This window comes from Streptomyces sp. NPDC001604 (genome assembly GCF_042893475.1).
Lineage (GTDB): Bacteria > Actinomycetota > Actinomycetes > Streptomycetales > Streptomycetaceae > Streptomyces.
Map to the genome: position 1 here is coordinate 227,350 of NZ_JBIAUY010000013.1, position 13,892 is coordinate 241,241.

The window sequence follows — 13,892 nt, forward strand, 5'->3', positions numbered from 1 at the left end:
CGCTCTTCGTTGACCTGGGGCGATTGGGGGGCCTCGTGACGCGGGACACACGACTGGTGCAGACAGCGGTGATCGGCGACGAGCACTGACGTGCCCGACCGAGGCGATGGAGCTGGATGCGTTCCGGCATCGGATCGGCTGGTTGCGCGCACCAGTGGCCTCGAGGCGACTCCGACCGGACGGGCCAGACAGGGAAAACCGCGTTCCGGCGGGCTACTTCTGCGTGACGTCGGTGCAGTAGACGTCCTTGTCCGGCAGGTGGCCGGTGGTCAGGAAGCCGACGGTGGCCTTGTCGGCGCAGGCGGAGCCTTCGTTGTAGACGTAGTGCCCGCCGTTGTCGACGCCGACGAAGGCGGAGCCGTCACCGAGGGCCTTGTGCAGTCCGACGCCGCTTTCCCATGTGGTGGCGTTGTCCCGGCGGTTTTGCAGGATCAGGGTGTTGCTCGGGCCGGCGGGCACCACCTTGACCGTCGCCTCGGCAGGCTTGTCCCAGTAGGCGCATGCCCAGATGTTGGCGGGCATGCCCGCGGTGAGCGGCCACTTCTCGCGGTCGGCGGCCGTGCGGGTGGCGTAGCCGTCGACGTCGTGCGGCCATTCGGCGTCGCCGCAGGTGAGAGCCATGAACATGGTGGCCTGGTTGTCCGCGGGGATGCCCGGGGACGTCGGTGTGTCGGCCAACACCTCCTTGAGAACCGCGGCGTCGGCGGCCGTGGTGCTGCCGTGGGTCAGGTCCTCGGCGGCTTTCCAGAACTTGGCGAGCACGGGAAGGGTGTTGTTGTGCAGGAGCAGGGCGTAGGTCATGTTCCGCAGCAGCGCTCCGTCCAGCGAGACTGATTGGCCGGGAATCGCTGCGGGCGTGCGGTCGAGCCGGTCGGCGAGGGTGAGGTAGGTGTGGGTCACCTGCGCGACGTTCGTGCCCAGCTTGAGGGTGCTGTTCTGCGTCGCGGCGACGCGGGCGGCGTCGGGGAACCGGTCGGCCATGCCCTTGCCCCAGGTGTCCGCGACTTGGTTGGCCCAGACCCTGGTGGGGTCGACGTTGCCTTCCAGGATCATCCGGTCGGTGTGGTCCTGGAAGAGGGAGCGGTAGACGGCGCCGAGGTAGGTGCCGTAGGACTGGCCCCAGTAGGACATCTTCTGCTCACCGAGCGCCTGGCGGATGCGATCCATGTCGCGGGCGGTGTTGGCGGTGTTGTAGTACCGCAGGTTCTTGCCCGCCGTGTCGGCGCACTGCTTGGCGTCGGCCTTGGCGAGGGCCACGTTCTTGGTGATCGAGCCGTCCGCGGCGGGATAGGGGAAGAGCCCGGACACGCTGGGGTCCTTGAGACCGCAGCTCTGCGGGGTGCTGTGTTCGACGCCGCGCGGGTCGAAGCCGATCAGGTCGTAGCGCTCCAGCACGGACTTCGGCAGTGTGGATGCCATGGTCTCGGGCATGTCGAGACCGCCCAGGGCCGGCCCACCGGGGTTCAGCAGCAGGACACCACGTCGCTTCCCGGGCTTTGCGGTGGACAGCCGGGAGACCGCCACGTCGATCTTCGTGCCGCCCGGGTCCTGGTAGTCCAAGGGCACCTCCAACGTCCCGCAGGCCAGGTGGGTGTCACGGGTTTGTCCCTCGGCCGGTGCCGGGCACTTGCCCCAGATGATCCCGGCGGCGCCAGCAGTCCGGTCGGCGTTCTTGCCTGAGACCTTGGCCGGCTGTGCACCCTTGTCATCGGCACCACATGCGGCCAGTGCGGCTCCTGCCAGCGTGGAAACCAACACAGCCGCGGCGATTCGGCGGCCTCTGGGGAAACCGTGCTTCGCGGAACTGCGTGTCGTCGTCATGGCGTTGTCCTTAGCTGCTCGCTGGTCGGCCGGCCTGGTGCGGCCGTTGTGTTCGCGATTCGAGTCAACAAGAGACCCCCGGTGGCGCGCGTCACCGCAGAGAGGACAAATCAGGTGGCTCGCTCGGGGGATCCTGCACCGACCCTGAGAACGGAGCGGCCGCCGTAGGGCGTGTCGGATGAGCTGTCGGCGCGGATCGAGCCGTTGCTGCCGGCTTGCCGCGCCGCACGGATCACCCGAGGTGCAAGCGTCAGACGACCGGAAGGGGTGCCGTCCGGCATCCTGCTTCGTGCCGGCATACCGTGGGTGGCCGGAACGACGTGGGCCGCCCGGTCCTGGTGGACCAGAAAGCCGCAGAGCGGGGAGCATGCCGATCAGGCGAGCCGGTCCATGGTGTCCGGATACCGGCATCACAGGGCTGTCAGGCTCGGTCGCCGTCCCCCGCCAGCCCCGCCCGGTACGCCAGGACCACCGCCTGGACGCGGTCGCGGAGGTCCAGTTTGGTGAGGATGCGGGAGACGTAGGTCTTCACGGTCTCGTGACTGATGACCAGCTCGGTGGCGATCTCGGCGTTCGACAGGCCCTCGCTGATGAGGAGCAGGACCTCGTGCTCACGGGGCGTGAGGACCTTCAGGCGCTCGCGCTCGGGAGACGCGGTGGCAGCGGAGGGGCGCACGCGTTCGGCGAAGCGGCCGATCAGGGTGCGGGTGACCGCGGGAGCCAAGAGGGACTCACCGCGGGCGACGACGCGTACCGCGTTGATCAGTTCGGGCGGCGGCGCGTCCTTCAGCAGGAAGCCGCTGGCGCCGGCGCGCAGGGCCTCGTACACGTACTGGTCGACGTTGAAGGTCGTCACGACGAGGATCCTGGCCGGGCTGGCGGAGTCGGGCCCCGCCAGGATGCGGGTGGCCTCGATTCCGTCGAGCAGGGGCATACGGATGTCCATGACGACCACGTCCGGCTTCAGCTCCTGCACGAAACGGATCGCCTCCCGGCCGTCCACGGCCTCGCCCACGACCTCCATGTCGGGCTGGGCGGAGAGGATGGTGACGAAGCCGGCACGCACGAGGGCCTGGTCCTCGCACACCAGCACCCTGATCGCAGGGGGCGGAACACTCACGCGGCACCTCCCGCAGGAATGCGTGCGTGCACGCGGAAACCGCCCTCCGGGCAGGGCCCAGCCGCGAACTCGCCCCCCAGCATCTCCACCCGCTCCCGCAGCCCGGTCAGGCCCCGGCCGCCCGAGACGTGCGGGCCGCCGTCCAGCGGGGCGGTGGACGTTGGAGCGCCGTCGGCCGTCCCGGCGGTGGTGATCTCGATGTCCGTCCAGTCGGGGGTGTGTGCGAGCCGCACCAGCGTCCGTCGGCCCGCGGCGTACTTCACGGCGTTCGTCAGGGATTCCTGCACGACGCGATACGCCGTGAGCTGGGCACCCGTGGCCATGGCCGGCTGCTCTCCGTCCTCGACCAACTCGATCGGCTGGCCGCTCGCTCGTGACTGCTCCACCAGATCAGGCACCCGGCCCGGCACCGGCGTCCGCTCCCGTGGCGCAGCATCACCAGTCGCCTCCAGCACCCCGAGCAGGAACCGCAGCTCGGCCAGCGCGCGGCGGCCGGTGCCGCTGATGGCGTCGAGGGCCTCGTGGAGACGGTCCGGCGACTCGGTCAGGTACTGCGCCGCACCTGCCTGCACCACCATCGCGGTCACATGGTGGGTCACCACGTCGTGCAACTCCCCGGCCAGGCGGCTGCGTTCCGCCGCAATGGCCATCTGCGCGGACAGGCGCCGACGCTCTGCTTCCTGCGCCCGCCGCCCGCGTACCTGGACACCCAGACCCCACACCGCCGCCAGGACCATGTAATAGAGCAGGTAGTCGGTGAGGCCCGAGGGCGAGCCCAGCATGTGCAAGGCGACGCCGAAGACCACGTACCCACCGGTCGCCGCCAGCGGTACGACCCGCCGGAAGCGGGCCTGGTGGGCGCCCGCGGAGTACAGCGCGACGTACAGCCCCAGGCTGCCGAAGGCGGGCGGGAAGCCCAGGCACTCGTACGCCGCGAACGAGGCACCCACCACCGTGAGGCAAGCAGCCGGCCACCGGGTGCGCACCGCGAGCGGCAGGGTCTGTCCCAGGGACAGCAGCACACTCGCGACAGAGGCGTCATGGGTGGGAAGGTCGCCGAACTGCACCCCGAACTGCGACAGCGGCGGCGCAAACGACAGCACCGTGAAGACAAGCGCGACCCCACAGTCCCTGGTGGCAGCAGAGCGCGATCCCCACCACCGCGACAGCACACGGAGCCGGGCGGCTGTGGCGGCCACTAGGTTCACGCGTGTGGAGAGGTGCCTGTCGTGGGCACGCGCCATTGGCGAGAGGGATGCCGAGCCCGATGGGACAGGCGCTGCTTGGTCTTCCGTCATCATCATCCACGATCCCGTAGGTCCCGCCCTGAGCGGCATGAGGACCGGACCGCGGCCCGCCCGCCCTTTCGGCACGACCGGTTCGGTATCCGCCCCACATGCCACCGCGGGCCGGACGGTCTTGCACGGTGAGCCTAGCGTCCTGTGGCGAGGGACTGCGTCCCCCGGAAGAGGACAGCCGGGTAGCTCGCTCGGGGGACCAGCGGAGACGGCAAGTGCCCACCCGTCGGCGACGACGCGCAAGGGGCGCGGCCCGTAGCTTTCCAGCATCGAAAGCGCAGACCGCCCACCTGGAGCCCGTCATGCGGAGGAAGCCGTGTCAGGCGGCGACGAATGCCCCCGAACGGGCCGAGCGGGTCGCCGTGGCCACGCGGTCTCCTACCCGAGCATCGCGGCCTGCTGGTGCACCACGACGTCGTCGTACAGGGCGCGGCCGGGGCGGCGCGCGGCGAGCAGCCTGGCGCTGAGAACGGTGGAGGTGATGACCGCGCGCTGGTAGAGCAGCGGGGCGCGGGGGATGTCCACTCCCCGGTTCCATGCGGAAGGGGGGCGTGTGGGGGGCACTGGGTCCGGCCGGTGGCCGGTGGTCGGACTCGGGTTCGGCGTTTGGTGGGCGGCGGGTGGGCGGGTCGGCCAGGGACCAGCAGGCGGCGTAGAAGCGGTAGGCCGACATGTGGCCCCGCAGTGTCTTCGGCTCGGTGATGTCCAGGCAGTGCGTGGCGATGGCGGCATCCACGATGTCCTCATCCAGGCCCGGCTCGAGGCGGCCGCCACGCAGGACGAGGGCGAGGTGACGGCGGGCTTCGGCGAGCAGCGCCTGGGGTCATGCCAGGGAAGGTGTTGCTGCGCCGCTGGCCGTGTCCTCCACCTCGCCAGTGAAGGCCAGAATTCCGTGCACTTGACACAAAGGATAGGCATTTCTACTGCGGCTCGCGAAATCTTTCAACAACTGATATCCGGCACACAGAACAACTTCATTGCCTTGATATGACTGCAGGTTGATTACTGCAGCTTCCAGGAGGCCAATCTCATCAGAAAGCAGGGGGATATCACCTCGCCTCTGAATGGAGGTGAATCCGGCTCGCGCGTAAAGCAGCGGTATCAGCCCAGATCCGCTCGCCCTGGCAAGCGTCTCTTCGTTCGCATCGCTCAGCTCGGCAATGCAGGTATAGGCGTGCTCGAGAACCTCTACAAGGGCGCCCACCTCTTCGGACGTGATGGCAATCACGTCCGAAGAGGTGGGCGTCAGGGACTCACTGGGCTGGTCGCGGTGGCGTCGGCGCATCGATCTACTCCCGGAAGGGCCTGCACTGCTGGTGTACCGCTTGCTGTCCGGCCGTTCCCCGCCATAGCCGATCACGCAGGAGTCAAGCGACGTCCAAATCATATCGTAAGCGCTTTCCCGCCCCAGCGCCTCTGACACCCTTTTTGTGGATTTGCTCCATTTCGCCGGATGAGGCCAGATTGAACATCCGGCCTCATTCAACCGGTCGGACAACGTCGGCACGTGTCAGCCGCAGGGAGGCGGCTACGATCACGACGTGATCACGTAGGAAATCATTGCAGCGGTCGCAGCAAGAGCCGTCAAAGCCTTGAGTCGATCCCCACTGGCTTCTCGAGACGACCTCTCCTGTCGACTACGAGTTCCGCCACTGACAGGCCGATCGTGAGCTCCAGAAGAAATAGCGATACCTTGCTCATTTTCCCCATCCACTGAGATGGTCGACCGGTGAGGTGGCCAGCGCCACCTCACCGGTCGACCACTTGACCCCATTCAGGACTATTCGGCGAGTTCGGCCTGTCGAATTGCCCCGGCTAAGGGCTGTCCCGCAAAGATCTCGGCTCCGAGTACGGGGCAGCCTGAAGACCCTCAGCCGGCGGTTCTTGAGGTGTTCAGGGACCGGGCGAAGTCGGTGAGTGTGCGGAAGTCGTTCTCCCGTAGGCCGATCCGCGGGTTGACGTGGTGGAGGAGCCCGGGCCCGTGGTGGTGGGCGGTCACGTAGGTCTGATCCAGCTCGCTCTGCTCGTCGTCCACCCAGGCGAAGGGACGGCCGCCTGCGTAGTCCACCAGCGGTCTGGTCTTCCAGTGGACTCCATCAGGGCGCTCTTGTAGGAGGACGTCGCCGAAGTCGACGAAGGGAAGTTCCGGAAGGCCAACGACCGGTGCGATCCACCGGTTGGCGTCGTCCATCCATGTGGTGGCCCAGCACAGCTCGAAGCCGAGCTGGAGCAGGTTTCGCCCGTGCTCTGGGTTGAACCAGACACGTAGGGGGTGCCGGGACGAGAGGCCCCTGGCGTCCTCATGGGCGTCGTTCCGGGGGACTCTGAGTGTGGTGTAGCCGTCAGGACGCCTCTCCGGCTGGGCCGCGTAAGGGTTGAGCGGCCCGTCCACGTCGAGGAACAGCAGCGGTCGGTTCACGGTTTCCCCCGGTCTTGCGCACTGTGGACTGCGCTGATCAGCGTAACTGTGGGATGGTCTCGGCATTGGGCTGCCTGAGTAATGATCATGATGTGGCGAGTGTGATCACGGCATCGGAGCCGGCCTGGACAACCCCGTTTGCGGGGCTGAGCCCGCGCTGTTTCGGCAAGCTGCTGACCACGCTGCGGCGCCCTGGAGCCGATGGGCTCCACCGAGGCCGGCCGTGGAGCCTGCCGCTCGAGGACCGGGTGTTGCTGGTCACGGCCTACTGGCGCACCAATCTGACGTTGCGGCAGCTCGCTCTGTTGTTCGGCGTCTCGAAATCGACGGCCGGCCGAGTCATCAACCACCTCGGCCCCCTGCTCGCGCTCCGGCCCCGCAAGCGGTTCGCCAAGGACACCGTGCTCATCGTGGATGGCACCCTGGTGCCCACCCGCGACCACAAGATCGCCGAGCGGTCGAAGAACTACCGGTACTCCACCAACCACCAGGTCGTCATCGACGCCGACACCAGGCTGGTCGTCGTGGTCGGCCGGCCGCTCGCCGGGAACCGCAACGACTGCAAGGCATGGGAGGAATCCGGCGCCAAGGCCGCCGTCGGCCGCACCCTCACCATCGCCGACGGCGGCTACCCGGGCACCGGACTCGTCAACCGTGAAACGAGGCTGTGCAACCGTGCGCCGGTGACGCTCCGTCACGGGTAGCGGGACTTTGGGCGAGTGTGATGGCCTCGTACGAACTGTGTCGCCGCACCTGGATGTGGTGCGGGTGGAACGGGTGTGGTCGTCGGGTGGTGTGGTTCGTATCGCTGCGCGTACCCGCGAGTTGATGGTGGCGTGTCCGGACTGCCGGTGCGCGTCGGCGCGGGTGCACAGCCGGTATTCCCGCACGCTGGCCGATGCCGCTGCCGTGGGTCACCCGGTGCTGATCAGTCTGATGGTGCGGCGGTTGTTCTGTGACAGTGCGGACTGGGGTGGTTGTGATCAAGCAGTGTGATTGCGCGCCCGAGTTGACCCACTGAGTGCTTCACCTGGCCGCGCTCGCTCTCAGTTCCGCGCCCGTCGTGGGCGGAGCGGCCCTTTTGCTCTCGGCACTTATCCGGAGGAGTGTCGGAAATTTGTCGGCGGTGAGCGTGATCTGTCGGCGGTATGTCGGTCGAGGTTGCGACCTTGAACGGGTTGGTGCTCTCCATGAGCACGCTGCCCCGGAGCGCAAGGAGCCTGTCATCGTGTCATCCGCATCCCAGAGCCGACCGTGGGACGTTCACCGGCTGCCGTCTGCCGAGGGCAGGACCTTCCTGGTCACCGGGGGTAACGCCGGGATCGGCTACTTTGCCGCAGAGCAGCTCGCCGCCACCGGCGCCGTCGTCATGCTCGGCAGCCGGGACCGCGCGAAGGCCGACACCGCCATGGCCTCGATCCGCTCGCGTGTCCCCGGCGCGCATGTGGTGCACCTTCAACTGGACCTCGCCGACCTGTCGTCCCTGAAGACCGCCGTGGACAGGCTGGACGTCGATCATCTCGACGCGGTGGTCCACAACGCAGGAGTCGCGCTCGACGACCCGCCACGTCGAGAGACCAAGGACGGCCACGAGCTGATGTTCGGCACCAACCACCTCGGCCACTTCGCGTTGACCCAGTGGCTGGCCCCCCTGCTGTCCGCGGCGCCGGCGGGCCGCATCGTGACGGTGGGAAGCTTCGCGGCGCGGTCCGAGCGACTGGACCTCGACGATCTGCAGTCGACCCGGGACTACCGGCCCAAGCGCGCCTACGGCCGATCGAAGCTGGCGCAGATGTGCTTCGGCTTCGAACTCGATCGCCGCCTGCGTGCCGTTGGCAGCACGGTGCTCAGTGTGGTGGCCCACCCCGGCGGCGCACTGGACTCCCTCACCCCGTCCCGCCCGCCGGTAAGCGTGACAACCCCCAGCGAGCGGCTGCGCGCCTTGCCCTCCTCGCTCTTGGTACAGGGCAAGGACGCCGGAGCATGGCCCGTCGTCCGTGCCGTCCTCGACAAGGAGGTGCAGGGAGGGCAGCTCTGGGGGCCGAGGGCCTTCGGCCTGCGTGGCATACCGAGGCGTGAGCCCGTCCCCTCTCATATGGCCGCCCCAGCCGTCGCCGCTCGTCTGTGGGCCGTCAGCGGCGAGCTGGTCGGCGCCGATCCGCACCTCGGCTTTCGGTAGGCGCGGAGCCGCGCGCCCAGGACCGCGGCTGAAGCCTGGGACCTCGACCCGGACGGCCAGACCACTGCATCGGCACTCCTGGTGCGCGAACCAACCGAGATCGGCTTGCCCGGGCGAGTTGGGAGATCAACCTCTACTGCACTTCGGCTGCAAGCACTGCTGTCGCGGCGAACGGCCCTAGCCGGCTTGAGCTGGGAGCAGAAAATCAAGCTCAGCGACATCTTCCGGGATGCGGGCGTCGCACGGGGAGCCGGGCCGCTTGCACCTGCGCAAAGCACGAGGGCAAATGCCCCCGTCGGCCATCTGGGAGCCGAAGGTCTCGTCGATCCAGCGCGGTACTCGCGATGCACTTACGACCGCGCGGGCAGCTGGTGGCAGAAGGGGCCAGGCTGCACCTTCCACCCACGGCCGGAAAAGGGCAGCGTTCCTCCATACTGCTGATGACCCTACGAATCCGCGGCGTTACAGGCTCGTTGTAGCAGTCCAAGGCGCTGCCTGGAGTGGCCGTTCGGGCAAACCAGCCAGGGACTTGGCGAACGAGGAGAGCGAAGGCATGAGCGAGGGATGGTCCGCGCTGGTAGTGGCCATTGTGGGTGTCGCCGGCACACTCGGCGCGGCACTCTTGACGCAGAGTCGGGCTGACCGGACCAAGCGGATGGAGCTGGACGCGGCCCAGGCGCAAAGACGCGAGGAGCACCGGCAGGCCGAGGCCTTGCGACAGGCAGAGCGTTCCGAGCAGAAGGCGCAGGCGCTCTTCGATCTGCTCCGCTCCTGCTACATCTCATTGAACACGGCCTCACGGCAGTACATGACCGCTCAAGTCAATCTCCTGCACGCGCTACAAACGGGCACGAGGATCGACCTTTGCCTGGAACAGCTCGAAGCCAGCCGCATCGCCCAGCGGGACAGCTATGCGGAGGCTGAGATGGTGGTCCCTGACGGAGTGCTGGCCGCGGCCACAGCAGCCGGCCACCGTCTGAACGCAGGCTATGGACTGCTCAAGCGTATCTCCGCGACCACCCCATACGATCAACAGGAACTGAGCGCCTTCGCGGCAGGGGTCGATGAGTCGTGGAGCCAACTGGCTGCAATGCAGCAGCAGATGCGCCAGTCCCTCGGGATCGAAAGCAGCCTGCGGCTCGCAGGTACCGACTGAGCGTCGGGCCTACCAAGTTGAGAAGCGCAGCGAACGGTCACACGAACAGTGGCTCGCCACACCCCGGCATCGTTCCAGTCCCCCAGCCCACGCTGACAGTTCATGCCCGAGCAGTAGCTCCACTGGGAGTGTCAACTTACTGACTTCGGCTTGTCAGGGTGACGTAGGCACGTCCCAGGAGGACGGGCGCTGGAGCGGCCCGGACTTCGGCGCCCTCTTGAGGGCCCGCGTCGACGTCCTCGGCGCCGTCCGAGGTGTAGGCGACGGAGATGTGGGGGTAGCGGCTCGGCGCGGCCCTGAAGACGGCCCCGGCGCGGGGCCGTCGCCTGGGTGAGGATTCCATGATCTCGGTGATCGGGCTCCCGGGCCATCCGCTGGTTTATCTCGGCGAACGGTGTGGTCAGGTGGTGGGCGGATTCACGTCGTGCCGGATCCATACGTTGGGCTCGACATAGACGGCTTGGTCATGTGCGGTGTCACAGTGCACCGGGACGAGCGCGCCTGGCACGTCGATGTCGCCGTCGCTGGTGAAGGGCAGGCCGGTCCACCGGCGCCACTGGGACAGTGAGCCGCTGACCGTCATCGATGCCGGGGCGATCTTCTGGATGCTGCCACCGGCCTTGACGTGTACCCGGAGCCAGGGGTCGGTCGGAAACCCGTCGGCGCCCTGTCGCCGGATGTAGTCGGTCATGGTGACACGCGGTTCGCGGTGCTTGGCTGTGGGACGGACCGGGGCCAACAGCACGTTGTGGCCCTGCCGTCCGACGGCGTCCCGCAGCGCGGCCAACATCCTGTAGGACAGGCCACGGCCGAGATAATCGGTGTCCACCGTGATCTCCAACGCACTGACAGCTGTCGGTGCGCGCCCATGGCGTCGGTCGCGGATCGCCCAGACCAGTACCTGATCCCAGCCCTTGTCCGGCATCTCCTCACGGCCGTCAAGGTCTGCGTTGAACGGCACACTCAGCCCGCGGGCCACGACACGGTCACCATCCGTTGCCACCACGCAGTACCGAGGGAAGTCCTCCGCCACCCAGCCCAGCAAGGCTTCCCCCACCGGATCGTGCGGTATGAAGGCCGGCCACGTCTCAGCGATCTCGTACATGAGGGAGAGCAACGACGGACGCTCGGCAAGAGTGGTGATCACAATGCTGTCGATCTCTGTCACGGCCAGGACACTGCCACGGGACCATCCCTTCTGGCCAGCGGTTTTACCCCAAGGAACCCCATAGCCGCCCGCAGCGAACAGGGGGGAGAACGACCGAGCCATCCTTCGGCGACGGACGCTAGTTCAGCACGATGCGCCAGCGGTTGTCGGCGGTGCCGTCGTCCGCGTCCTGGACCGCGAACGCGCCGACGGCGGTGGAGTTGCCCGCGATGGCGAGCAACTTGCCGCTGTTCACGTTGCGGATCTTGTACGTCCCGTCGCCCTGGTCGAGCAGGGTCCATTTGTGGTCGGCGGTGCCGTTGTCCGACCACTGCAGAACGGTCGCGCCGTCTGCCGTGTCCATGTTCAGGACGCCGAGCACCTTGCCGCTGTTGGCGTTGCGGAAGCGGACCGCGCTTCCATCAGTGATCATTTCCCAGTTGTGGTCGGCGGTGCCGTTGTCCGTCCATTGCAGAGCGCGGCCGCCGTTGGCCGTGGACATGTTCTGAATGCCCAGCACGAGACCGCTGCTCGCGTTGGCGAGACGGACCGTGTTGCCGGTGGTGTTCCAGTAGACGGTGTAGTTGAAGCCGTGCGCGTCGTGGAACGGGCCCAGGTTGACGGTGGAGCCGTTGGCAGTGGCGGTGAAGGCGAGCGAACTGCTGCTGGTCCGCTTGACCGAGGACGCGTCCAGCGTGGGGAGCGAGCTGAGAGCGGTGTCGCCGTAGTTGCCGGCCAGGACCACCGGGCCGTATGTGATCGCGGCGACGTTCGCGTTGTCGTTGGCCGGTCGGATGCCGATCCGCATGGGCAGGCGGACGGTGACCGTGTCGCCGGAGGTCCACGAGCGGTTCAGGGTGGCGTAATTGCCGGGCGTGGTGGTGATGTTCTGCGCGACGCCGTTGACGCTGATGGTGGCCCCGGTGGTCCAGCTCGGTATACGGATGCGCATCGCCCACGTTCCGCTGACACTGCCGGTGACCTGAAGGGTCGTCGTGTCGCTGACAGGGTAGGTCGTCGTCTGGGTGACGGTGATACCGCGCTCCGTCCAGGTGAGCACCGACGGCACGAACATGTTCACGGTCAGCGTGGTGTCGTTGTGGAAGTAGATGGAGTCCATCAGCCTGGTGTGCATCTCCAGGCCAGTGCCCTGGCAGCACCAGAAGGTGCCGTAGTCGGTGCTCCAGGTGCCGCCGCCCAACGCCGGGCCGACACCGCGTCGGCCTCCCGGTTTGAGGGGGGTGAAGTAGGTGACGTGGCCGTGGTCGTCGGCCGGGTTCTGCTGGCCGATGATCTGATTCAGCCACGCCCGCTCGTAGTAGTCGAACAGGGCGACGCGGTTCGGGTCGAGCGTGAACAGCTCCCGGGTGAGGGTGAGCATGTTGATGGTGTTGCAGCTTTCGCACGTGTCGTTGGTCAGGTAGCCGGCGATGGCGTTCGGGGCGCGGAAGTGCTCCGCCTGGCTGTTGCCGCCGATGGCGTAGGTGTGCGCGTTGAGGGTGATGTTCCAGGCGTTGGTGGCGATGTCCCGGTAGCGGGTGGTGCCGGTGGCCTTGTACTCCCGGGCGGCCCCGATCCACTTGGGTACCTGGGTGTTGGCGTGAATTCCGTTGAGCTGGTCCTGGTTGGCCGCCAGCGGGTCGAACACCGCGGCGTGGTCGAACCGCTGGGCGACGGTGAGCCAGCGCGCGTCGCCCGTCTGCTGGTAGAGATCGGTCAGTACGGCGTTCATGCCGCCGAACTCGACGCGCAGCATGGTCTGCATCTGCTGGGTGGTCAGCCGGCCGGTGCGCCAGTCGACCCATCCCGCCAGGGCGAGGAGCACGTCCCGGGCTTGTGTGCTGCCGATGTGGCGCCATACATCCAGCAGGCCGGTGAGGGTCTTGTGGATGGTGTAGTACAGCACCTCGCCACTGGTTCCCTGCTCGAGAGCAGTGAAGTTGGACTCGGGGTAGCCGGAGAGGTACCCGGGGTTGAAACCGGCAGCGCTGTTGTTGGCCTGGCACTTGGCCAGTTCCGCGACCATGTAAGTGGCCTTGTCCCGGCAGGTGGTGTCCCCGGTCACGGCGTACGACTGTGCCCATGCCGTGAGGAAGTGCCCCTGGATGTGGGTGCGGAAGCCGAACGTCGGCGCGTCCCAGCCGCCGTTGGCAGCCGCGCCGTTGGTGGACAGCTTGTGGGTGGCGCGGAAGTTGTACAGCAGCCGGTCGACATCAATGAACCGCAGATAGTTCTGGGTGCGGTTCTGGTTGTCCAGCCACCGGCTTGCGGTGAGCCGGACTTGGCCGAGTTCGAAGGGGTGCGCCAGGACCCCGATGTCGCTCCTCGCGGGGGCGATGGCCGCTCGGGCGGAAGACGCGCCGAGGAAGGGTCCGGTGGCAGAGGCGGCCACGGTGGCCCCGGCCAGCTGCAGGAGACGACGCCGGCTGACGGAGGAAGACATCTTGAGCCTTTCGATACGGCAGGGCGACTGCTTGGACTTTTGATGTGCCGGCTCACACGTCCGACGGTCGGGCGTGGCGCCTCACGGGCTTGAGTGCTGCCGACGCGGCGCCCTCCGGCCGACAGGACGACGACCTCTTCTGCACGTGGTTCGATTTTTCAAACGCCGTCCGAAATATGGAACGAGGGTCTTCGCTGACACATGGGATGGATTAAGGGATATGGACGTTGCTTGTGTCTAGCCGTGTGACACAAAATTCTTGCCGGCTGTCGGGACGTCCCGCAGTTCTGCGACCACGTGCCGCGGGGG

12 protein-coding genes and 1 pseudogene are annotated in these 13,892 nt (G+C 67.4%); 4 read left to right on the forward strand and 9 right to left on the reverse strand.

Annotated features, from left to right (window positions below):
• Positions 1 to 213 precede the first annotated feature (213 nt).
• The 6 genes from ACFY1E_RS31010 to ACFY1E_RS31035 all read right to left on the reverse strand — a co-directional run bounded on the left by ACFY1E_RS31010 (position 214) and on the right by ACFY1E_RS31035 (position 6,658).
• Positions 214 to 1,821 (reverse strand): alpha/beta hydrolase, encoded by a 1,608-nt coding sequence (locus ACFY1E_RS31010; RefSeq protein WP_389081534.1) that lies wholly within the window; start codon positions 1,819 to 1,821, stop codon positions 214 to 216.
• A 421-nt stretch (positions 1,822 to 2,242) separates the two neighbouring features.
• Complete coding sequence (locus ACFY1E_RS31015) at positions 2,243 to 2,941, reverse strand: response regulator (RefSeq protein WP_389081536.1); 699 nt, start codon at positions 2,939 to 2,941, stop codon at positions 2,243 to 2,245.
• Positions 2,938 to 4,044, reverse strand: a complete 1,107-nt coding sequence (locus ACFY1E_RS31020) for a sensor histidine kinase (RefSeq protein WP_389081538.1) — start codon at positions 4,042 to 4,044, stop codon at positions 2,938 to 2,940. The genes ACFY1E_RS31015 and ACFY1E_RS31020 overlap by 4 nt, the downstream gene beginning before the upstream one ends.
• Positions 4,045 to 4,617: 573 nt before the next feature.
• Positions 4,618 to 4,764 (reverse strand): hypothetical protein, encoded by a 147-nt coding sequence (locus ACFY1E_RS31025; protein ID WP_389081540.1) that lies wholly within the window; start codon positions 4,762 to 4,764, stop codon positions 4,618 to 4,620.
• A 298-nt stretch (positions 4,765 to 5,062) separates the two neighbouring features.
• A complete protein-coding gene (locus tag ACFY1E_RS31030; RefSeq protein WP_389081542.1) occupies positions 5,063 to 5,524 on the reverse strand; it encodes a hypothetical protein in 462 nt (153 codons plus the stop codon).
• 585 nt (positions 5,525 to 6,109) lie between these two features.
• Positions 6,110 to 6,658: a hypothetical protein gene (locus tag ACFY1E_RS31035; RefSeq protein ID WP_389081545.1), complete on the reverse strand. Its 549-nt coding sequence runs from the start codon at positions 6,656 to 6,658 to the stop codon at positions 6,110 to 6,112.
• Positions 6,659 to 6,750: 92 nt separating this feature from the next.
• Here ACFY1E_RS31035 and ACFY1E_RS31040 point away from each other — a divergent pair.
• The 4 genes and pseudogenes from ACFY1E_RS31040 to ACFY1E_RS31055 all read left to right on the forward strand — a co-directional run.
• Positions 6,751 to 7,308 (forward strand): annotated as a pseudogene (locus ACFY1E_RS31040) (transposase family protein); the annotation flags it as partial.
• Between the two features lie 178 nt (positions 7,309 to 7,486).
• A complete protein-coding gene (locus ACFY1E_RS31045; protein ID WP_389081663.1) occupies positions 7,487 to 7,654 on the forward strand; it encodes a transposase family protein in 168 nt (55 codons plus the stop codon).
• A 232-nt stretch (positions 7,655 to 7,886) separates the two neighbouring features.
• Positions 7,887 to 8,837: an SDR family NAD(P)-dependent oxidoreductase gene (locus tag ACFY1E_RS31050; RefSeq protein WP_389081547.1), complete on the forward strand. Its 951-nt coding sequence runs from the start codon at positions 7,887 to 7,889 to the stop codon at positions 8,835 to 8,837.
• A 553-nt stretch (positions 8,838 to 9,390) separates the two neighbouring features.
• On the forward strand, positions 9,391 to 9,993 hold the full coding sequence (locus ACFY1E_RS31055; protein WP_389081549.1) for a hypothetical protein: 603 nt from the start codon (positions 9,391 to 9,393) through the stop codon (positions 9,991 to 9,993).
• Positions 9,994 to 10,129: 136 nt separating this feature from the next.
• On the opposite strand, the gene ACFY1E_RS31060 is transcribed toward ACFY1E_RS31055, so the two are convergent.
• From ACFY1E_RS31060 to ACFY1E_RS31070, 3 genes are all read right to left on the reverse strand, one after another.
• The gene (locus ACFY1E_RS31060; protein WP_389081551.1) at positions 10,130 to 10,336 is read right to left on the reverse strand and encodes a hypothetical protein; all 207 of its coding nucleotides are present in this window, start codon (positions 10,334 to 10,336) and stop codon (positions 10,130 to 10,132) included.
• Between the two features lie 57 nt (positions 10,337 to 10,393).
• Positions 10,394 to 11,161 (reverse strand): N-acetyltransferase, encoded by a 768-nt coding sequence (locus tag ACFY1E_RS31065; protein ID WP_389081554.1) that lies wholly within the window; start codon positions 11,159 to 11,161, stop codon positions 10,394 to 10,396.
• A gap of 118 nt (positions 11,162 to 11,279) precedes the next feature.
• Positions 11,280 to 13,583: a beta-L-arabinofuranosidase domain-containing protein gene (locus tag ACFY1E_RS31070; protein WP_389081556.1), complete on the reverse strand. Its 2,304-nt coding sequence runs from the start codon at positions 13,581 to 13,583 to the stop codon at positions 11,280 to 11,282.
• Positions 13,584 to 13,892: the final 309 nt, after the last annotated feature.